The sequence below is a fragment of the Empedobacter sp. R132-2 genome (assembly GCF_030324375.1).
Taxonomy (GTDB): domain Bacteria; phylum Bacteroidota; class Bacteroidia; order Flavobacteriales; family Weeksellaceae; genus Empedobacter; species Empedobacter falsenii_B.
Map to the genome: position 1 here is coordinate 286,933 of NZ_JACAGG010000001.1, position 21,362 is coordinate 308,294.

At 33.2% G+C, this 21,362-nt stretch carries 18 protein-coding genes; 9 read left to right on the forward strand and 9 right to left on the reverse strand.

All coding sequences use genetic code 11. From position 1 onward, the window contains the following. Positions 1–5: 5 nt before the first annotated feature. From porL to HXZ69_RS01465, 5 genes are all read right to left on the reverse strand, one after another. Positions 6–677 (reverse strand): type IX secretion system motor protein PorL/GldL, encoded by a 672-nt coding sequence (gene porL, locus HXZ69_RS01445; protein WP_286494779.1) that lies wholly within the window; start codon positions 675–677, stop codon positions 6–8. 36 nt (positions 678–713) lie between these two features. Further along, positions 714–2,153 carry a T9SS ring complex lipoprotein PorK/GldK gene (porK, locus tag HXZ69_RS01450; protein WP_185144160.1) on the reverse strand — a complete coding sequence of 480 codons (1,440 nt, stop codon included), beginning with the start codon at positions 2,151–2,153 and terminating at the stop codon, positions 714–716. Between the two features lie 108 nt (positions 2,154–2,261). Then, on the reverse strand, positions 2,262–3,413 hold the full coding sequence (locus HXZ69_RS01455; RefSeq protein ID WP_286494780.1) for an arginase family protein: 1,152 nt from the start codon (positions 3,411–3,413) through the stop codon (positions 2,262–2,264). A 2-nt stretch (positions 3,414–3,415) separates the two neighbouring features. Next, entirely contained in the window at positions 3,416–5,950 is a 2,535-nt protein-coding gene (gene topA / locus HXZ69_RS01460) for a type I DNA topoisomerase (protein ID WP_286494781.1), read from the reverse strand. A gap of 85 nt (positions 5,951–6,035) precedes the next feature. Further along, positions 6,036–6,830: a DUF2189 domain-containing protein gene (locus HXZ69_RS01465; protein ID WP_125349622.1), complete on the reverse strand. Its 795-nt coding sequence runs from the start codon at positions 6,828–6,830 to the stop codon at positions 6,036–6,038. 122 nt (positions 6,831–6,952) lie between these two features. Between HXZ69_RS01465 and miaB the strand changes: the two genes are divergently transcribed. From miaB to groL, 9 genes are all read left to right on the forward strand, one after another. Beyond that, positions 6,953–8,398: a tRNA (N6-isopentenyl adenosine(37)-C2)-methylthiotransferase MiaB gene (gene miaB / locus HXZ69_RS01470; protein WP_125349623.1), complete on the forward strand. Its 1,446-nt coding sequence runs from the start codon at positions 6,953–6,955 to the stop codon at positions 8,396–8,398. Between the two features lie 219 nt (positions 8,399–8,617). Next, entirely contained in the window at positions 8,618–9,889 is a 1,272-nt protein-coding gene (locus HXZ69_RS01475) for a sigma-54 interaction domain-containing protein (protein ID WP_125349624.1), read from the forward strand. A 1-nt stretch (position 9,890) separates the two neighbouring features. Beyond that, positions 9,891–10,400, forward strand: coding sequence for an LptE family protein (locus HXZ69_RS01480; RefSeq protein ID WP_125349625.1), 510 nt, complete (start codon positions 9,891–9,893; stop codon positions 10,398–10,400). A gap of 23 nt (positions 10,401–10,423) precedes the next feature. Next, positions 10,424–11,626, forward strand: a complete 1,203-nt coding sequence (locus HXZ69_RS01485) for a tetratricopeptide repeat protein (RefSeq protein WP_286494782.1) — start codon at positions 10,424–10,426, stop codon at positions 11,624–11,626. A gap of 4 nt (positions 11,627–11,630) precedes the next feature. Further along, positions 11,631–11,981 carry a preprotein translocase subunit SecG gene (gene secG / locus HXZ69_RS01490; protein WP_038332909.1) on the forward strand — a complete coding sequence of 117 codons (351 nt, stop codon included), beginning with the start codon at positions 11,631–11,633 and terminating at the stop codon, positions 11,979–11,981. Between the two features lie 91 nt (positions 11,982–12,072). Next, positions 12,073–12,498, forward strand: a complete 426-nt coding sequence (locus HXZ69_RS01495) for a hypothetical protein (protein ID WP_286494783.1) — start codon at positions 12,073–12,075, stop codon at positions 12,496–12,498. A 2-nt stretch (positions 12,499–12,500) separates the two neighbouring features. Further along, positions 12,501–14,822, forward strand: coding sequence for a zinc-dependent metalloprotease (locus HXZ69_RS01500; RefSeq protein WP_286494784.1), 2,322 nt, complete (start codon positions 12,501–12,503; stop codon positions 14,820–14,822). 155 nt (positions 14,823–14,977) lie between these two features. Next, positions 14,978–15,256, forward strand: coding sequence for a co-chaperone GroES (locus HXZ69_RS01505; RefSeq protein WP_125349629.1), 279 nt, complete (start codon positions 14,978–14,980; stop codon positions 15,254–15,256). 103 nt (positions 15,257–15,359) lie between these two features. Then, complete coding sequence (gene groL / locus HXZ69_RS01510) at positions 15,360–16,985, forward strand: chaperonin GroEL (protein ID WP_125349630.1); 1,626 nt, start codon at positions 15,360–15,362, stop codon at positions 16,983–16,985. 82 nt (positions 16,986–17,067) lie between these two features. On the opposite strand, the gene leuB is transcribed toward groL, so the two are convergent. The 4 genes from leuB to HXZ69_RS01530 are packed head-to-tail and all read right to left on the reverse strand — an operon-like array spanning position 17,068 to position 21,351. Continuing rightward, positions 17,068–18,192: a 3-isopropylmalate dehydrogenase gene (gene leuB / locus HXZ69_RS01515; protein ID WP_286494786.1), complete on the reverse strand. Its 1,125-nt coding sequence runs from the start codon at positions 18,190–18,192 to the stop codon at positions 17,068–17,070. Then, positions 18,179–18,781, reverse strand: coding sequence for a 3-isopropylmalate dehydratase small subunit (gene leuD / locus HXZ69_RS01520; protein WP_219034380.1), 603 nt, complete (start codon positions 18,779–18,781; stop codon positions 18,179–18,181). The genes leuB and leuD overlap by 14 nt, the downstream gene beginning before the upstream one ends. A 12-nt stretch (positions 18,782–18,793) precedes the next feature. Next, positions 18,794–20,179 carry a 3-isopropylmalate dehydratase large subunit gene (gene leuC, locus HXZ69_RS01525; RefSeq protein WP_221855339.1) on the reverse strand — a complete coding sequence of 462 codons (1,386 nt, stop codon included), beginning with the start codon at positions 20,177–20,179 and terminating at the stop codon, positions 18,794–18,796. Continuing rightward, complete coding sequence (locus HXZ69_RS01530; protein ID WP_221855341.1) at positions 20,176–21,351, reverse strand: 2-isopropylmalate synthase; 1,176 nt, start codon at positions 21,349–21,351, stop codon at positions 20,176–20,178. Before HXZ69_RS01530 ends, leuC begins: the two co-directional genes overlap by 4 nt. Positions 21,352–21,362 lie beyond the last annotated feature (11 nt).

Consider the following 21,362-nt stretch of genomic DNA (forward strand, 5'->3'; position numbering starts at 1 on the left):
ATGTATTAGTTGTTTTTCATTGCAGAAAGCATACCTCCGTATACTTTGTTTAATGCATTAATGTTAGCAGAAAGCTCTTGCATTTCTTTCAAGAATTGCTCTGAACTACCTGAAGATTTTTGCATTTCTTCGATAAATTGTTTATTTAATTCTACTTGTTTTTGGCTATTTACAATTTGCTCAGCATATACAGCATTTAATTGGCTGATGTTAGTTGATGCTTTTGCAATTTCGTTGCTATATTGTTCTGTTGAAGCGACAGCTGATGTTGTTGTGTTTAATTCGTTAACAGCTGAACCAAATTTATCTAAAGAACCACGTAATCTTTCGAAAACTTCTTTATCTAATTTTGCATCTGCTAATACTTTGTCTAACTCAGCAGTTAAATTATTTCCTGCAGTTGCAACAGCAGCAGTTTTTCTTTGTACTGGTTCTCCATTTAATAATTCTGGATAAGCTTTTTCCCATTCATAGCTTCCTTGAGGTTTATCGAAAAATGCTGAATAAAAGAAGACGAATGCTTCAGCTACTAAACCTACTGTTAAGATTAAATTGGCTGATATTGGTCCTAAATTCGTGTGCGTAATTTTACATAATGCCCCGATAATTACTACTGCGGCAAAGAAATTATACAAAAAATTTGTAAGACGTTCTTGTTTTGAAGCTTGTACTGCCATAAGAGTGCTTTTTATTAAATTGTTTTATTAATTAGGTTATTTGGTTTTTCTAAAATTTACTTTTGATCCTTCTGGGAAAGATTGAACTGTACGGAATCCGATGAAACTTCTTGCAGAATCTTTGTGTTCCCAATCTCTTGCTGAAGTCATTAATAAATATCCAACATCTTTCCAAGATCCTCCTCTTACACTTCTATTTACTTCTCCAGACATTGTAATTGACGGATTAAGTGATGAAGACATTGTATAAGATGATCTGTTATACGGAGAACTTGTCCATTCAGCTACGTTACCAGCCATGTCATAAAGACCATATCCATTCGCACGGAATGTTTTTATAGGAGCCGTATACATGTAACCAGTTTTCTTGCCATCGTTGATTTCTAAATAATCTCCACGTTTTGGTTTGAAGTTCGCTAGATAACAACCTCTATCATCTGTTAAATAAGGACCTCCCCAAGGATAAGGTGCATTTTCTAAACCACCTTTCGCTGCGTATTCCCACTCAATTTCTGTTGGTAAACGGTAACTAATAACTTTTACTTGACTTCCTCTTTTCTTTTTATTATTCAATGCTGTGTTATGATATCTTGTGCGGAAATCACAAAAAGCTGTTGCTTGATTCCAGTTAACACCTACAACAGGATAATTTGCATAAGCTTTATGCCAAAAATAGTCTTGGTGCATTGGATCATTGTACGAATAGTTGAAATCTCTTACCCAAACTGTTGTATCAGGATAAATGTTTAAACTAAATTCTTTACGAAAATCTACACGGAAAGTACCACGTTTTTTTGCTGCAGCAGTTTGATCAACTGTCACATAAGAATAGTTTAATTTACGCGTATCAATACGTCTTTCTCCATTCATACGCTCTTCTGGAGGATAATATAATCCTTCCATAACCTCAGCATAATCTACATCTGGATATTTGTATTTATCCCACTCCAAACGCTGTTTCCAATTTAATTTCTTACCATCTAAAGATTGACCATCACGACCTGTATTACTGTTTTTAATATATTCATCATATGGCGTCCCTTGTCCATCTTGTGAACCAGAAATATATGCATAATCACCAATACCTCCTGCTCCATTATTTGGATTCATAGGGTCAAAACCTAAAGTTTCTGCCTTGTTTGCCAAAGCAGTACGAGCGATAGAATCTTTTACATAATTTACAAAATACTGATACTCAGAGTTTGTAATCTCTGTATCATCCATAAAGAAACCTGTAACAGTAACCGTTTTTACTGGAGCATCATTTGTTTTTGTAAAATCGTAATCGGTTTGTCCTAAAACAAACGATCCACTCGGAATCGGAACCATTCCTTTTGGACGAACTGGCGTCCAAGCCGAAGATGTTTTCGAAACTATTTGTCCATCATTTCTATCACTACTCCCTCTGTTCTTCAACATTTTACATGATGATAAAGAAAGAGATAGCAACAATGCACTTACCAAAATTCTATTCATTCTGTTATAGATTTATTTTTATACAGGTTTTATACTTTTAGTTCTCAATTAATAAGGCTACAAATTAAGGCAATTTATTAATTGATTTTTAAAATTGTTCTTTATTTTTTAATAAAATTTTTTGAAATATTTCCACCACCTATTCGGTATTTCTCCATTCAAGGCTTGCTCATAATCTTTTTCTGAACACGGAATAATTTCAAATTTTCGCTCTCCATCAACAGTGTTATCAACTTCTATCCACAATTGATTGGTTAATACATTTCGGTAAAAAATATAATTGTATCCTTCTGTAGGAACAAAAATTATTTCAAAATATTGTGTATCGTCAAAACTTTTTATCTCTGGACGGTGATTTTTTCCATCAATAAAATACCAAATCATCTGCGAAATTAATAGATGATCTAATTTTTTATAATTCTCGATATAATCACAAACGTAAAGTGAAGTCAATTTATTGCTGAAACCTAAATATCTTGTTAACGCACAAATTTCTCGTGAAGTAAATCCATTTGGCGTCATATTTTTTGAAGAAGAGAAATCCGAACCTTGTAAACTCGATAAATTAAGCAAAGCCGCATTTGCATCTCTCGAATAAGGTTCTATTTCTTTTACATTTTCAGAAATCACACCCAAACGAACAGCATCAAAATTTAACTGATCTAACAAATCTAATTTTTCTTGAGCAACAAAATACGTTTGAAAACCGATATTCGTATAATCCAATAAATTGAAAGGCTCATTCGAAATAATTTTTGTTAAATAATTATTTTCTGTTGTTTGTGCTTCATCTTTTCCTAATCGTAATTTATGATCGATTGTTAAGTAATAAACTTTATCAACAATTTCGTCATAAGCACGATATTGTTGATAACCTAAACTTGGGTTTCCACCCAAAATAACAACAACATATCCATCACGAATTAATCCGTTGGTAACTTCTCTAAAAACTTTTTCGGTTTCGGCTTTATCATCATAATAAACAACATCGCCAAAATCGTACAAATCTATCGACCAATTTCCCATTTGCAATTCGTACAATTGTGTACGAACAAGGCTAAAATCTACATCTTCGATCAAATCTTTTTGTTTCGAACGAGATTCTGTCACACCAATAATCGCAATTTTATCGTTCGATTTTTCATCGCTTTCGATAACATCTTCGCGAAATTTTATAGCTTGTCCTAACGCAAAAGAATTACAAGATTTAGCAAAATCTTGTAATTCTTCAGAAACGGGTTTTAAAAAGTCGTTGTACATTATTACTTTTTAGTCGTTGTTTTTTTAGTTGTCGTTTTCTTCGCAGTTGTCTTTTTTGCAGGCGCTTTTTTAGTCACTGCTTTCTTTTTAGGTTTCGCAGCTTCTATTAATTTTTCAACCTCAGCCAAAGTCAACGCTTCTGGATTCGTCTCTTTCGATAACTCAACTTTTATTTTTCCTTGAATCAAATTATAACGTCCCCAACGCGCTTTCTCTAATCGAATTTCCTGTTCTGACCATTCGCGAACAACACGTTCAGATTCTTTACGTTTTTTATCTTCAATCAATTCGATAATATCAGCTTGAGATAAATGATCGAAATCGTATTTTTTCGGAACATTAATAAACCATTCATTCCATTTGATAAATGGTCCAAAACGTCCTTTTCCTTTTGTTACATCATACCCTTCGTATTGTGCAATCGGTGCATCAGCTTTTAATTTTTCTTCGATTAATTCTACTGCACGATCAAATGATAAATCCATTGGATCTTCCTCTTTCGGAATCGAAATATATTTATCATCAAATTTCACATAAGGTCCAAAACGTCCAATATTCACTTCTACTTCGTGCGCTTTATACTCACCTAAAGTTTTTGGTAATTCGAACAATTTCATTGCCTCTTCTAAGGTAATATTATGAATAGATTGATGTTTTTGAAGACTTGCAAAGCGAGGTTTTTCTTCATCTTCTGCTTCACCAATCTGAATCATTGGCCCAAAACGTCCAATACGTGCATGCACTTTTTTACCCGATACAGGATCAATTCCTAATTCGCGTTCTCCAGTTGCACGATCAGCATTTTCTTGAACATCTTCTACAACATGATGAAATTTCGTATAAAATTCATCAATCATTTTTGTCCAATTCAATTTACCTTCCGCAATATCATCAAAACTATTTTCGACACGCGCTGTAAAATCGTAATCCATCACATTCGTAAAATAATCAACCAAGAAATCATTTACCACAATTCCGATATCAGTTGGCATTAATTTGCGACGATCAGCTCCAAAAATTTCTTTTTGTTGAACTTTTTTGATTTGATTATCGATTAGCGTTAAGGTATTATATTTTCGTTCTTGACCATCCAATTCCCCAACTTCCACATAGCCTCTATTCTGGATTGTAGAAATCGTTGGCGCATAAGTTGATGGACGACCAATTCCTAATTCTTCTAATTTTTTTACCAAAGATGCTTCTGTATAACGAGCCGAAGGACGAGAAAAACGTTCAGTACCGTTTATTTCATCTGCTTTCAATTGCTCAATTACTTTTACACTTGGTAATAATACTTTATCATCATCAGCATCTTCGTCGTCAAACGATTCTTGATATACTTTTAAGAAACCATCAAACACAATTACTTCTCCTTTCGCTTGGAAAATAAAGTTGTTTTTGTTGTTATCAATATCAATAATAGTTCGTTCCAATTCTGCATTTGCCATTTGAGAAGCAACTGTACGTTTCCAAATTAATTCGTACAATTTTCGCATAGAATCGTCTGCATTTATTGAATGATTTTCGAAATGCGTTGGACGAATCGCTTCGTGCGCTTCTTGTGCAGATGAATTTTTGTTTTTATATTTTCTTATCTCAACATATTTGTTTCCGTAAGCAGATTCTATCTCAGCTTTTACTGCTGTTAATGCATCATCAGACAAATTCACACTATCTGTTCTCATATATGTGATATGTCCAGATTCGTATAATTGTTGTGCGACACGCATCGTTCTTGAAACTGAAAAACCTAATTTACGAGATGCTTCTTGTTGCAAAGTTGATGTTGTAAATGGTGCTGAAGGTGTACGCTTTGCTGGTTTCTTTTGTAAATCATTTACTTTAAAATCTGCTCCAACACATGTTTCTAAGAAATCTTCGGCTTCTTTTAACGTAGAAAATTCTTTTGTTAAAACTGCTTTTAATGTTCTTCCCTCATTTGTTTCGAAAATTGCAATGAATTTATATGACGAAACTGGAACAAAATTTTGAATTTCTTTTTCACGTTCAACAATTAATCGAACAGAAACTGATTGAACACGACCTGCAGATAAGCCTGGTTTGATTTTTTTCCATAAAATTGGCGACATTTCGAAACCAACTAATCTGTCCAAAACACGACGAGCTTGTTGTGCATCAACCAAATTCTCATCAATTTGACGTGGATTTTCTACCGCACGTTGAATCGCTTTTTTTGTAATTTCATTAAAAACAATACGTTTTGTATCTTTCTTTTCTAATCCAAGAACGTGATACAAATGCCAAGAAATTGCTTCTCCTTCGCGGTCCTCATCGGATGCTAACCAAATTGTTTGGGCTTTCGAAGACAATTTTTTCAGTTTACTTACAACCTCCTTTTTATCAGGTGTTACTTCGTATATTGGCTTATAATGATTCTCGATTTCGATTCCCATTCCTTTCTTTGGTAAATCGACCACGTGACCAAAACTTGATTCCACGATAAAATCATCACCTAAAAAACCTTGAATGGTTTTAGCTTTTGCTGGGGACTCAACAATAACGAGATTTTTAGACATATTGTTTTCTTAAAAAATTTCTGCAAAATTAATAACAAAAAAATGAAGCAGCCAAAAATGATTTTCAACTGCTTCATAATTTTGTCTATTTCATGTAAGGATTATCCTTGTAAATATCTGTTCCTATTTGGTCTATTTCTGATTGTTCATTGTCTTCTGTTCCTATAACTGTTTCATATAAAACATATGTAGCAATATAAATTAGAGGCATTGCTACTAATAATCCAACTCCACAAGCAAGTACGCCTAAAATTGCAACTCCAAAACAAGCCAAACAAAAAACAAATGCTGATCCGAAGTTTTTAAATAAAATACTTACACTTGATTTTATAGCTTCCGTTGTAGTAAAACTTGTAAACAATACAAAAGGAATTGCTAGTATTGATGTAACATAGAAAATAAATCCAGGTACAATACATAATAAAATACCTATGAATCCTAAAAATTGAACAGCTAAATATGTTGTAAAAATCACACCAAATTTTCCATCTTTATAATGAACAAACAAATCTGAAAAATCAGGATTTTGATGTTTATTAAATTTTTTAGCCATTGTCAAAATACTTACTGTAATCGGTGCTAAAGCTGCTGCAACTACAATACTAACAATATTACTCACCCACGCTAAAGGAGATGATGCTTCTGCAAACACTTCATTTAAATCAGATGGATCATTAATAACCATAGTTGGTGCTGAAATGATTAATCCTAAGAAGAAATTAATCATGAAACTAATTGCGAATGTTATTACAATTGCAAGAATTGCATATAAAGCGATTCCTGAAAAAATTTCCCATGATTTTGAAAAAATATCGCCAACGTTTATATTTACTCCTCGTTGTTTAATTTCTTCTATTCTTTGTCTAATTCTATCATCCATAGTTTTATATTTTTTTAGATTTCCTCAAATCTACAAAATGTTAATAAAATGCAAAAGAAAATTTTACTGCCAATATGTCACATAGATTTATTATTTTTGCACGATAAAATATCCATTTTAGAATGCATACAGAAGAAAAACATATAGATGAAGCAAGACAAGGAGAGGCTTTGATGACTGCTCCTACTCGTAATGCAACAAAGAAATTATTCTTAGAAAGTTACGGATGTCAAATGAATTTCTCGGATAGTGAAATTGTTGCATCTATTCTAAATAACGAAGGTTATCAAACCACTCAAAAAGTTGACGAAGCAGATTTAATTCTTTTAAACACTTGTTCTATTCGTGAAAAAGCGGAACAAACAGTTCGTAAACGTTTAGGAACTTTAAACGCAATCAAAAAACAAAATCCAAGTCTTAAAATTGGAGTTTTAGGTTGTATGGCGGAACGTTTGAAACATAAATTCTTAGAAGAAGAACATTTAGTAGATATCGTTGTAGGACCAGATGCTTACCGCGATTTACCAAACTTAATCAACGATGTAGAAGATGGTCGTGATGCGGTAAACGTACAATTATCAAAAGAAGAAACATATGCCGAAATTTCTCCTGTTCGTTTAGGTGGAAATGGCGTTACAGCCTTTGTTACGATTACTCGTGGCTGTGATAACATGTGTACATTCTGTGTTGTTCCTTTTACGCGTGGTCGTGAGCGTTCTCGTGATCCTCACTCAATCTTGAATGAATGTAAAGAATTAGCAGAATCTGGTTACAAAGAAATTACACTTTTAGGTCAAAATGTCGATTCATATTTATGGTATGGTGGAGGACCAAAAAAAGATTTCAAAAATGCAACTGATATTCAGAAAGCGACTGCTGTAGATTTTGCTCAATTATTAGACATGGTTGCTACGCAGTTTCCTAACATTCGTTTACGTTTTTCAACTTCTAATCCACAAGATATGGAAGAAGGCGTATTGCAAATGATGGCGAAACACAAAAATATTTGTAAATACATTCACTTACCTGTTCAATCGGGTTCTACTACTGTCTTAGCACGTATGAATCGTCAACATACTCGTGAAGAATATTTCGAATTGATTGATAAAATTCGACGTATCGTTCCAGATTGTGCTTTATCTCACGATATGATTGCAGGTTTCTGTGGCGAAACAGAAGAAGAACATCAAGATACATTATCGTTAATGGAATATGTGAAATATGATTTCGGTTATATGTTCGCTTATTCTGAGCGTCCAGGAACGCCAGCGCACAAAAAAATGCCTGATGATGTTTTACCAGAAGATAAAAAACGTCGTTTACAAGAAATCATCGAAATGCAACAAAAACACTCTGCAGAGCGTATGAATAGTTATGTTGGAAAAACTCATGAAGTTTTGATTGAAGGAAACTCTAAACGTGACGAAAATTTCTGGTACGGACGTAATACACAAAACGCGGTTTTAGTTTTCCCTAAAGTAGAAGGAACTAAAATAGGAGATTTTGTAAACGTAAAAGCAAATAGCTGTACAACGGCTACTTTGATTGGTGAAATGATAGAAGGATAAACAATCAATCCGTCAATTGTATACTAAAAATAAAATTCGTCAATTCGAGTGATTTTTATAAATGAAATGATTAAAAATTGTATCGAGAATAGAATTTTAATAGTTTAAAACCTTTTTCTCGATACAAAATTCTAAAGAATTTTACTCGAAATGACGGTTTTAATAAGACAATAATTGAAATTTGATAGATCATTTTTCAAAAACCTAAAAAATAAAAAAATGGATTCTTTACAAACTATCAAACAACGTTTTGGAATCATTGGAAATAATATAGCCTTGAATCGTGCTTTAGAAAAGGCGATTCAGGTTGCACCTACAGACATTTCTGTTCTTGTTATCGGAGAAAGTGGTGTAGGTAAAGAATTTATTCCGAAAATTATTCACAATCAATCTGCACGCAAACACAACAATTATATTGCAGTGAACTGTGGTGCGATTCCAGAAGGAACAATCGATTCTGAATTATTTGGACACGAAAAAGGTGCTTTTACAGGCGCTACACAAACACGTAAAGGTTATTTTGAAGTAGCAGATGGTGGAACTATTTTCTTAGATGAAGTTGGTGAATTGCCTTTAGCTACACAAGTGCGTTTATTGCGTATTTTAGAGTCGGGTGAATTTATGAAAGTTGGTTCTTCGGAACTTCAAAAAACAAATGTTCGTGTTGTTGCTGCAACGAATGTAAAATTGAAAGAAGCTGTTGAAAAAGGTAAATTTCGTGAAGATTTATATTATCGATTAAATACAGTTCAAATTGATATTCCTGCTTTGCGCGAGCGTAAGGAAGATATTAATTTATTGTTCCGAAAATTTGCTTCAGATTTTGCAAATAAATACAGAATGCCGCATATTGAGCTTTCTCCAGAAGCCCAAAATTATATTGCGAATTATCCTTGGCCGGGAAATGTGCGTCAATTAAGAAATTTTGCTGAACAAGTTTCTGTTGTGGAAAAAGACCGTGTGATTTCGTTAGAAAAAATCATGGAATTATTACCCAATAATTCAACAATGTTGACGGTAACAAATAAATCGAAAGATGGAAGTTCTTCTGATTTTATGGAACGTGAATTATTGTTCAAAGTTTTATTGGACATGAAAAAAGATTTGAACGATTTACGTGCTTTAACATTAGATTTAATCAAACACAAAGATGTTGAAGATTTTAATGGCAATACACAAGAATTGATTCAGCGCGTTTATCAAGATCAAAACGAACCAGAAGAAGATTTTGTGCCAAGTCAATATAATTTGGTTCCAACGAAATCTGCTCCAATTACACCAAATTATCAACAATCGCAATACGATTATTCGAACGATGTATATGATGTAAGTCCAATCGAAGAACCAGAATCTCTTTCGTTGCAAGATAATGAAAAGGAAATGATAAAATTGGCGTTGGAAAAACACAAAGGAAAACGTAAAATGGCGGCTGACGAATTGGGAATTTCTGAGCGAACATTGTACCGAAAAATCAAACAATATCATTTGTAATATGAACAAAATAAAACTATTCGTCCTTAGTATTTTTGCTATTTTTAGTTTAACAGGATGTATAAAATATTCACTTTCGGGAGCAGCAATTCAACCAGATTGGAACACAATTTATGTGGCAACTTTTCCGAATTACGCACCTCAACAAAATCCTACTTTGAGTCAAGATTTAACGATTGCGATTCAAGATATTTTTAGAAGTAGAACGAAGTTAAAGTTAAATTCGAATGAAAATTCTGACTTAATTATCGAAGGTGAAATTACGGGATACGATGTTGTTCCAGAAGCAATTCAATCAAATGATATTGCGGCAAAAAACCGTTTGACGATTTATGTAAAAGTTCGATACATCAACAATAAAGACGAATCAAAAAGTTATGACAGAACATTTTCTGCTTTCCAATTATATGACGGAAATGCAATGTTAAGCGCTGTAGAATCGTCAATTGTTCCTTTAATTATTGATGATATTCGCGACCAAGTTTTTGCGTCTATTGCGATGGATTGGTAAAAAAATAACCTTATATTTGAGCAATGACCAGAATTGAATATTTAGTAGCACATCCGTACGAAGTTGAGAAATCGGACATTCCACTTCTTAAAAAAGAGGTAGAAAAATATCCGTATTTCTACACATTGCGCGCTTTATTACTTTATGGTTTAAAAAAGGAAAATCATCCTTCTTTTGAGGATTATTTGAACAAAACTTCAATTCACAGTAGCAATCGTGTCGATTTGTATCATTACATCAATTCAGAACCAATTCAAAAAGAAATTCAAACAAAAACTGAAACTATTTCTCCTGAAATGGAAGAAGAAATAATGGAAGAATTAGCTGAAAACAAATTTATTTCTGAACCTATTTTAGAAAATTCTACTTCAGAAATCATCGAAAACAATAACGAAACAATTGAAGTTATTGATGAGATAATAGAAGAAGAATTAAACAAAGAAATTGAAGTTATTTCTGAAACTAATTCAGAAGAAATCAATGAAGATATTGTAGACGGAATGATCGAAAATGATACAGAAGAATCTGAATTGAGAACGGATCATGTTGTTGATATTATTTCGGATGAAGAATTGAACGAAGTTGCTGAAATCACGAATAAAGTTGTGGTAGAAAATAATTCGAAAGAAGAAAATTTAACTTCTGAGAATGATATCGAAAATGCTGTTCAACAAACTTCTGGAATTGAAATTATTGAATCTGAACCTCAGCAGGTAATTGAAATAATTGAAGATAATCAGGAAAAAGAAATTGTAGAAGGATTGTCTGAAAATGCTGAAGTAATTGAAGAATCTGAACCTGAAATGGTTGAAGAAAAAGTAGAGATCATTGAAAATAATTCGGATGATTCGACGTTCTCTTTTTCGGATTGGTTGAAGAAAGTTCCTTCTCAATCAAAAACTCAACAAGAGATTGAGGAAGAGCAAGAAACTGCAGAAAGAGAAATAAAATATAAGTTGATTGATGACTTTTTGGAAAAAAATCCGAAAATCGTTCCGATGAAAAAAACGGATATTACACCAGTCAGCACACCTTCAAATTTCGTTCAGAATACGGAAGAATATTCGGATTTGATGACCGAAACTTTGGCTCAGATTTATACTGAGCAAAAAAAATATGATAAGGCAATTAAAGCTTATAAGATATTAATTTTGAAATATCCAGAAAAAAATAGTTTATTTGCAAATCGAATTAAAGAAATTGAAAATTTAAAAAACTCTAAATAATAAAATGGGACTATTTCAGTTTTTCATGATTATTATCATGATTTTATGTGTATTATTAGTACTAATCGTATTATCTCAAAACCCTAAAGGAGGAGGATTATCTTCTACTTTTGGAGGTGGCGGAGGAAGCCAAATGTTTGGAGTTCAAAGAACGAATAAATTCTTAGACAACACAACTTGGGGATTATTTATCGCTGTAATCGTATTGATTATTGGAGCAAGTGCTTCGCATGAAAATCCAAATGCGATAAAACCAATTAAGCCAAATGTTACGGCACCGGCTAATAATTTACCAACGCAACCTGCTGCAAACGGAGCAAGTCAAAATCAATTACCAGCTCAACCAGCGAAGTAATTTTGATAAGAAAATATACAAGCCTCACAAATTGTGAGGCTTTTTTTGTTCATTGATTAATATAATCTTTAAATTTATCAAAACCTAAATTATGAAAACATTCGTTTCATTTATAATCATCCTACTTACTTTTATAAGCTGTGTTGGTCAAAAAGTGTATCAGAAAATTCCAAAAGAAAATTATCAATTGCTCACAACTTTTTCTGCGCAATATGAATTATCAGGAACACATTTCTTCAAAAATGAAACTGAATTAAATAACATGTATGCTACGTTACCAAAAGATTACAAGAAATCATTACCTCGTTTCGTTATCGATTATGAACAAAATCAAATAATTTTGATTCCTCACAAACATATTAATTCATATAATATTGAATCTATTACTGGTAATGAAAAGATTTATAATTTACATTTAACACCTATAAAAGGAATTAATCAAATACAAGACTCTTCAAATTTATTGATGATGATTGTACCTAAATCAGTGAAGAAAATTTTAGTAAAAACTAAATAAAAATGGAAAAATCTATATCTAAATATTTACTTTTTTGTCTTGCATTTAGCACAAACTTATTTGCTCAACAAAACTTTTGGAAAACTACCAATGCGAAAGGAACTATTTCTAAAGAGCAATTAAATACAAGAGCGCATATACCAACTAAATCAGTTAAATTAGACTTAGCTTATGATAATTTGGTCAACTATTTAAACAATACGAATCAACAAAATTTTTTATTAAAATTTCCAACTGAAAACGGAAAGTTTAATACATATCGTATTGTAGAAACCTCAAATTTATCTCCTGAATTACAAACTAAATACCCAGATATAAAATCTTTTTCTGGATACAATACAAATGATTTGACAGAGAAAATCAATTTTAGTTTATCTCCTCAATTTGGTTTGTATGGTTTAGTTTCAAACGGCAATAAAACAGTGTTAATAGACGCTTACACCAAAAATAAAGCGTCATATATTGTGTATGATAAAAAAGATTTAGTTAATACAAATTCTTTCAAATGTGCTACAGAACCTTCTGAAAGTGCTCTTGGGATAGATAATTTGAATTTTGAAACTATTAAACAATCTTCTCGAACAGCAACTCAAAATGGAAGTTTAAGAAAATTTAGATTAGCCATTACAACAACGACTGAGTATTCAGATTTTGTAATCAAACAAGCTAATTTATCATCTGGTACAGAAGCTCAAAAGAAAGCGTCAATATTAGCTGCAGTCAATTTATCACTCACACGAATTAATGGCGTTTTAAAAAATGATGTTGGTGTTTTTTTAGAATTAATTCCAAATACTGATCAATTATTTTTTATTGATTCTGATTCTTTCCAAGACCCTAATATTAATTCTAATTCTGCAGCAAATTACAATCTTGAGGAAAATATTACTGTTACAAATAATGTTATTGGAGTTGCTAACTACGATATTGGTCATTTATTTTTTCAAGTGAATGATGATAATAATTCAAATGGATTAGCCAATACGCCAGCAGTTTGTAATGATAGAGCAAAAGCAGGAGGAGTGACTGGTACAATAGTTCCTATTGGGGATGCTTTTGATATTGATTATACTGCCCACGAAATTGGTCATCAATTAGGTGCCTACCATACACAAAACAACAATTGTAATCGTACACTTAACAGTTCTGTTGAACCTGGAAGTGGTTCTACAATTATGGCTTACACTGGTATCTGTTCACCAAACGTACAAAATCAAAGTGATGCATATTTCCATACAAAAAGTTTAGAAGAAATGGCAAAAGTGCTAAATTATGTGAATTGTGGACAATTCGTTACAACAACTAATGCTGCACCTATTATAGCTTCTAACTTGAAAACAAAATATAACATTCCAATTTCAACTGCATTTGCTTTAGAAACATTAGCCACTGACTCAAATAATGATCAATTAACATATTCTTGGGAGCAGATGAATCCTGAAGTTTCTGAAACTTCTATTAAATCACTTCCTCCTATTTCCTCTAATTCTCAAGGCCCAAATTTCAGATCATTCTCTCCACAAAAAGTTGGAATTCGCTATTTTCCTCGTTTAGAAAAAATTATTTCAAATGAATTAGTATTTCAAACAAATCTATATCTGTCAAACGTTTCAAATTACGATAAAAACAATTGGGAAGTCATTCCTTCAGTTCCTCGTACAATGAATTTCTCTGTAACAGTTCGTGACAATAATTCTGAAGTTGGATTAACCGCTCGACAAAATGTTCAGTTAAACTTTCTAAATTTTGGTCCATTCAAAGTGACTTCGCAATCAATTGCAGAAAATTGGAAACAAGATAACACTGCTACAATTACTTGGAATGTTGCAGGAACTAATGCAAACGGTATTGACACACAAAATGTAAAAATTTTATTATCGGTTGATGGAGGAAAAACATTTGATTATGTTTTAGCTGAATCAGTTCCGAACAACGGTTCTTATACATTCACAGTTCCTGCAGGATTAGGAATTACTAATAAAGCGAGAATTATGATTAAAGCTATTGATAACGTTTTCTTAGCTGTTAACTCTACTGATTTTTCTATAGAAAGTTCTTTAACTACAAATGATATAAAAGGAAAAGATTTAGGTACGATTTCTCCAAATCCTTCAAATGGAATAATCAATTTAGATTTTACAAACTCATTTACAACAGGTAAAATTACGGTGACAGATTTAGCAGGAAGAACAGTTTACTCAAACAAATTGAATTCTTCGAAATCTCAACAAGTTAATTTATCTAGTTTATCAAATGGTGTTTACATTGTTTCGGTTGAAGCAGGTAACGAACAATTCACGAAAAAAGTGATTATCAAAAAATAATTATTCATAAAAATCACTTTAAATGCCAAGTTGTCATACAACTTGGCATTTTTGTTTTAAGGAGTGAAATTAACTTATCCATAATGGCAGAAATTGTGTGTTGGCACGTTTTTCGTTTATTTAAAACCATCAATTATTAAAATAAAAATACAAATATGTCACAATTAAACATTAAACCATTAGCAGATCGAGTGGTTATTGAGCCTGCTCCTGCAGAAACTAAAACAGCATCAGGAATTATTATCCCAGATTCAGCAAAAGAGAAACCTCAAGAAGGAATCGTTGTAGCAGTTGGTAATGGTAAAAAAGATGAACCAATAACTGTTGCAATTGGAGACAAAGTTCTTTACGGAAAATATTCAGGAACTGAATTAAAATTAGAAGGAAAGGACTATTTAATCATGCGTGAAGCTGATATTTTGGCAATCATCTAAATTTAGTTGTAATTAGTAAAATGTATTAAGTACAAAGTAACTTATTTTTTTATTTTTAATTATATTCGACTTAAGACTTAAGACAACAAAACTTATAAAAAAAATGGCAAAAGATATTAAATTCGACATTGAATCAAGAGACGCTTTAAAAAGAGGTGTTGATGCATTAGCAAATGCAGTTAAAGTAACATTAGGACCAAAAGGTCGTAACGTAGTTTTAGAAAAATCTTTCGGTGCTCCACATGTAACAAAAGACGGAGTTTCTGTAGCAAAAGAAATCGAATTGGAAGATCCAATCGAAAACTTAGGTGCTCAAATGGTAAAAGAAGTTGCTTCTAAAACAAACGACGTTGCAGGTGATGGTACTACAACTGCTACAGTTTTAGCTCAAGCTATCGTTCGCGAAGGTTTGAAAAACGTTGCTGCAGGTGCGAACCCAATGGACTTAAAACGTGGTATTGATAAAGCTGTTTCTGGAATCGTTGCTAACTTAAGAGAGCAATCTCAAGAAGTTGGTGATTCATCAGAAAAAATTAAACAAGTTGCTTCTATCTCTGCAAATAACGATGATACTATTGGATCATTAATCGCAGAAGCTTTTTCTAAAGTTGGAAAAGAAGGAGTAATTACTGTTGAAGAAGCAAAAGGAACAGAAACTTACGTTGACGTTGTAGAGGGAATGCAATTCGATCGTGGATATCAATCTCCTTACTTCGTTACAAACGCAGATAAAATGATTGCTGAATTAGAGAATCCTTACATCTTATTATGTGAGAAAAAAATCTCTAACTTACAAGAAATCTTACCTTTATTAGAACCAGTTGCTCAATCAGGACGTCCATTCTTAATTATTTCTGAAGAAGTTGAAGGTCAAGCTTTAGCTACTTTAGTAGTGAACCGTTTAAGAGGTTCTTTAAAAATTGCTGCTGTTAAAGCACCAGGATTTGGAGATCGTAGAAAAGCGATGTTACAAGATATAGCAATCTTAACAGGAGGTACAGTTATTTCTGAAGAGCAAGGAATTACGTTAGAAACTGCTACTTTAGAAATGTTAGGTACTGCTGAAAGAGTAGTTATCGACAAAGACAATACAACTATTGTTAATGGTGCTGGTGATGCAGAGCAAATCAAATCTCGTGTTAACCAAATTAAAGCACAAGTAGAAACAACTACTTCTGACTATGACCGCGAAAAATTACAAGAGCGTTTAGCTAAATTAGCTGGAGGTGTTGCTGTATTATACGTTGGTGCTGCTTCAGAGGTTGAAATGAAAGAAATTAAAGACCGTGTTGATGATGCTTTACACGCAACTCGTGCTGCTGTAGAAGAAGGTATCGTTGCTGGTGGTGGTGTTGCTTTTGTTAGAGCTTTATCTAACTTAACAATCGATACTACAAATGCTGACGAAGCTACAGGTGTTAAAATAGTAACGCGTGCAGTTGAAGAACCATTACGCCAAATCGTTCACAACGCTGGTGGTGAAGGTTCTGTAGTTGTTGCAAAAGTAAAAGAAGGAAATGGAGATTTCGGATACAATGCAAAAACTGACGAATATGTAAACATGATCGAGGCTGGAGTTATTGATCCAACTAAAGTCGCTCGTGTTGCATTAGAAAACGCTGCTTCTGTTGCAGGTATGTTAATTACTACTGAGGCGGTTGTTACAGAAATTAAAAAAGATGAGCCAGCTATGCCACCAATGGGAGGTGGAATGCCAGGAATGATGTAATCATCAACTCATAAAAATATACAATAGAAAAAGCCATTCAGAACTCTGAATGGCTTTTTCATTAAGTCATAAATAATAAAAACTATATAATCGTCGATTTCCCCATCAATACATTTTCAAAATTAAAATATGAATGATGATCATGATCGCTCAATAATATCTTCGCAATATAATTTGCTACAACAGACGTCGAATAATCGCTCGTTTCATCTAAATCTGAAGTTACAATCAAATTATTAATCGCATTTCCCACCGCATTTTCTATTGCTTTTGCTCCTTCTTCCAATCCCAAATAACGCAACATCATTGCGGCACTCAAAATAGAAGCCATCGGATTTGCAATTCCTTTTCCTTTTGCTTGTGGATACGAACCATGAATAGGCTCGAACAATGCATTTTCTGTACCAATAGAAGCCGAAGGCAACAAACCTATACTTCCTCCAATTACACTTCCTTCGTCCGAAATAATATCACCAAACATATTCTCTGTCAAAATCACATCAAATTGTTTTGGATTGATAATTAATTGCATCGCTGCGTTATCAACAAACAAGAAATCTAATTCAACTTCAGGATATTTTTGGCTAATATCCATCGCAACTTTTCGCCATAAACGAGAGGTATCCAACACATTTGCCTTGTCTACCAACGTTACTTTTTTGCGACGCTTCATTGCTTCCTGAAAAGCTAAATGTGTAATTTGCTCAATGTCTTTTCTGTTGTACGAACACGTATCATACGCATGAGAACCATCTTGTGCTGTAAATTTTTCTCCGAAATAAATTCCATTAATCAATTCACGAAAAATAACCATATCTGTTCCTTCGATGTGCGAACGTTTCAATGGACTTTTCCCCAACAAAGATTCGTAAGCCTTGATTGGACGGATATTTGCAAATAAACCAAGTTCCTTTCTTAGCTTTAACAAACCTTGTTCGGGACGAACTTTAGCGTTCGGATTATTGTCATATTTTGGATCACCAATAGAACCAAACAAAACCGCATCTGCATCTTTACATAATTGCAATGTCGCATCAGGCAAAGGATTTCCCGTTTCGTCAATCGCAATTGCACCAATCAAAGCTTCCTCAAATTCGAAATTATATTTAAAAATTTGTTCAACGACTTTCAGAACTTTTATTGTTTCCGAAACGACTTCTGGTCCTATTCCATCGCCAGAAAGTACTGCAATTTTATGCGTTTTCATGTTGTAAAGATTTATGGTTTTGTTCGTAAGTTTCTATTTTATCTTTTTGACTGATTAAAAAATCAATGTCATCATATCCATTTAATAAACAGATTTTTTTATAAGAATCAACATCAAAGTTGATGGTTTGATCTTGAATTTTTAAGGTTTGATTTTCTAAATTAACTTCAAATTCTGTTGAAGGATTTTGATCGATGATCTCAAAGATTTGATTTAAAATTTCATCTGAAACAACGATTGGTAAAATTCCGTTATTCAATGCATTTCCTTTGAAAATATCTGCAAAATAACTACTAATTACCACATCAAATCCGTAATCTTTGATTGCCCAAGCAGCGTGTTCTCGGCTACTTCCACAACCAAAATTTTTACCTGCAACTAATATTTTTCCAGCATATTTTGAATCATTCAGCGGGAAATTATCAATTGATTGATTATCTTGATTAAATCGCCAATCTCTGAATAAATTATCTCCAAAACCTTCTCTACTAATCGCTTTCAAAAAACGAGCTGGAATAATTTGATCGGTATCTATATTTTCTATTTTAATCGGAACAGCCGATGATTTTAATTGATTGATTGAATCCATTTTGAGTAAATTTTAATTGATATCAACAATTTTTCCGTGAATTGCAGCAGCAGCAGCAATCAAAGGACTTGCTAATAATGTACGAGAATTTGGACCTTGACGTCCTTCAAAATTTCTATTCGAAGTCGAAACACAATATTTTCCTTCTGGAACTTTATCGTCGTTCATCGCCAAACAAGCCGAACAACCTGGTTCGCGCAATCTGAATCCAGAGGCTTCAAAAATTTTGTCCAAACCTTCTTCTATCGCTTGCTTTTCTACTTGTTTCGATCCCGGAACAATCCACGCAGTTACATTTTCATTGCGCTGTTTTCCTTTCACATAATTTGCTACTTCACGCAAATCCTCGATTCTTGCATTTGTACAACTTCCGATAAACACATAATCAATTGGATGATTGATGATTGATTGATTATCTTGGAATCCCATATATTTCAACGCTTTTTCAAACGATTCTTTTTCATTATCGCTTAACGAATCTTTAGAAGGAATACTGTCTTTCACCGAAATTCCCATTCCTGGATTCGTACCAAACGTAATCATTGGATAAATATCCGCAGCGTCAAATTCTATTTCTTCATCAAAAATTGCATCAGCATCACTTGGTAAAGTTTTCCAATATGCTACTTTTTGCTCCCAATCTTCTCCTTTCGGTGCAAATGGTTTATCTTTTAAATAAGCAAAAGTTGTTTCATCTGGTGCAATCATTCCGCCACGAGCGCCCATTTCTATCGACATATTACAAACTGTCATTCGACCTTCCATCGACATATTCTCGAAAACATCTCCTGCATATTCACAGAAAAAACCTGTTCCTGCATTTGTTCCAACTTTAGAAATGATATACAAAATCACATCTTTTGGTTGAACATTTGGATTCAGTTTTCCATTAACTGTAATTCGCATCGATTTTGGTTTATTCATCAACAAACATTGACTAGCAAAAACCTGTGCAACTTGACTTGTTCCAATTCCGAAAGCAATTGCTCCAAAAGCTCCATGCGTAGATGTGTGACTATCGCCACAAACCATGCTCATTCCTGGTTGCGTAACACCCAATTCTGGCGCAATAATGTGAACAATTCCTTGATACGGATGACCTAAACCATAAAAAGTAATATTATTTTTTTCGCAATTAATCGCTAATTGCTCTAATTGTTGTTTTGATAATGGATCTCGAACTGGCTTATCTTGATTAATCGTTGGTACATTGTGATCCGCAGTTGCAACAATTTGATTTGGTCGAAAAATTGGAATATTTCTCGCTTCTAATTCTGCAAAAGCTTGTGGACTTGTTACTTCGTGAATTAAATGTTTATCAATATAAATCACTTGTGGTCCATTTTCTACTTGGCTGACAACATGGGCATCCCACACTTTATCGAATAATGTTCTCATGCGAATTTTCTCTGTGATGTTTGATTAAACTGATGCATTAATCCAAGTAAATCTTCACGAACAACTTCTTTCTTCAAATCTGCAATTTCTAAAAATTGTTCATATAAAATATCTAATTCATTTTTAGATGTATCGAAACCGATATCTTTTAGACGATAAGCTAACGCCGAACGCCCGCTACGAGCTGTCAAAATAATAGAGGATTCATTAACTCCAACATCTGCTGGATTGATAATTTCGTATGTTTCACGGTTTTTAATCACACCATCTTGATGAATTCCAGAACTGTGCGCAAAAGCATTCGATCCTACAATTGCTTTGTTTGGTTGAACCATCATTCCCATTGTTTCAGAAGTTAATTGACTTAATTCTGTTAACATTTGAGCATTGATATCTGTATAAAAATTCAATTCTTTGTGTTGTCTAAAAATCATCACGATTTCTTCCAAGGCCGTATTACCAGCACGCTCACCAATTCCATTAATTGTACATTCTATTTGGCGTGCTCCATTTATAGCTCCTGCAACTGCATTCGCTGTCGCTAAACCTAAATCGTTATGATTGTGGCAAGAAATAATCACATTATCAATTCCTTGAACATGATCTTTTAAATATTTAATTTTATTTCCATACTCAAAAGGCAAACAATAACCCGTTGTGTCTGGAATATTAAGAACCGTCGCACCAGCTTTTATCACTTCTTCACAAACTTGAGCAAGAAAAGCATTATCCGTTCTTCCTGCATCTTCAGCATAAAACTCAACATCATCTACAAATGTTTTTGCATATGCAACCGCTTCAACTGCACGTTCGATAATCGCTTCACGATTCGAATTAAATTTGTGAATAATATGAGAATCCGAAGTTCCAATTCCGGTATGAATTCTTGGTTTTACGGCATATTGTAAAGCTTTAGCTGCAGATTCTATATCTTTTTTGTTTGCACGAGTTAAACCACAAACTGTGGCATTTTTCACTAATTTTGAAATTGCATTTACGGCTTCGAAATCTCCAGGACTTGAAATTGGAAAACCAGCCTCGATAATATCAACGCCTAATTCGTCCAATCGAGCCGCAATTTCTAACTTCTGTTTTTTGTTTAACTTACACCCCGGCACTTGCTCTCCATCTCTCAGTGTCGTATCAAAAATTTGAATCTTCTCAGCACTCATTGCAATTAGTT

Bases quoted from the DNA above. Each gene is read 5' to 3' on its own strand.
- groL (WP_125349630.1), top strand. From the start codon at position 15,360: ATGGCAAAAGATATTAAATTCGACATTGAATCAAGAGACGCTTTAAAA.
- HXZ69_RS01495 (WP_286494783.1), top strand. From the start codon at position 12,073: ATGAAAACATTCGTTTCATTTATAATCATCCTACTTACTTTTATAAGC.
- leuD (WP_219034380.1), bottom strand. From the start codon at position 18,781: ATGGATTCAATCAATCAATTAAAATCATCGGCTGTTCCGATTAAAATA.
- HXZ69_RS01475 (WP_125349624.1), top strand. From the start codon at position 8,618: ATGGATTCTTTACAAACTATCAAACAACGTTTTGGAATCATTGGAAAT.
- leuC (WP_221855339.1), bottom strand. From the start codon at position 20,179: ATGAGAACATTATTCGATAAAGTGTGGGATGCCCATGTTGTCAGCCAA.
- HXZ69_RS01480 (WP_125349625.1), top strand. From the start codon at position 9,891: ATGAACAAAATAAAACTATTCGTCCTTAGTATTTTTGCTATTTTTAGT.
- porL (WP_286494779.1), bottom strand. From the start codon at position 677: ATGGCAGTACAAGCTTCAAAACAAGAACGTCTTACAAATTTTTTGTAT.
- HXZ69_RS01465 (WP_125349622.1), bottom strand. From the start codon at position 6,830: ATGGATGATAGAATTAGACAAAGAATAGAAGAAATTAAACAACGAGGA.
- HXZ69_RS01530 (WP_221855341.1), bottom strand. From the start codon at position 21,351: ATGAGTGCTGAGAAGATTCAAATTTTTGATACGACACTGAGAGATGGA.
- HXZ69_RS01485 (WP_286494782.1), top strand. From the start codon at position 10,424: ATGACCAGAATTGAATATTTAGTAGCACATCCGTACGAAGTTGAGAAA.
- HXZ69_RS01500 (WP_286494784.1), top strand. From the start codon at position 12,501: ATGGAAAAATCTATATCTAAATATTTACTTTTTTGTCTTGCATTTAGC.
- leuB (WP_286494786.1), bottom strand. From the start codon at position 18,192: ATGAAAACGCATAAAATTGCAGTACTTTCTGGCGATGGAATAGGACCA.
- porK (WP_185144160.1), bottom strand. From the start codon at position 2,153: ATGAATAGAATTTTGGTAAGTGCATTGTTGCTATCTCTTTCTTTATCA.
- HXZ69_RS01455 (WP_286494780.1), bottom strand. From the start codon at position 3,413: ATGTACAACGACTTTTTAAAACCCGTTTCTGAAGAATTACAAGATTTT.
- HXZ69_RS01505 (WP_125349629.1), top strand. From the start codon at position 14,978: ATGTCACAATTAAACATTAAACCATTAGCAGATCGAGTGGTTATTGAG.
- secG (WP_038332909.1), top strand. From the start codon at position 11,631: ATGGGACTATTTCAGTTTTTCATGATTATTATCATGATTTTATGTGTA.
- miaB (WP_125349623.1), top strand. From the start codon at position 6,953: ATGCATACAGAAGAAAAACATATAGATGAAGCAAGACAAGGAGAGGCT.
- topA (WP_286494781.1), bottom strand. From the start codon at position 5,950: ATGTCTAAAAATCTCGTTATTGTTGAGTCCCCAGCAAAAGCTAAAACC.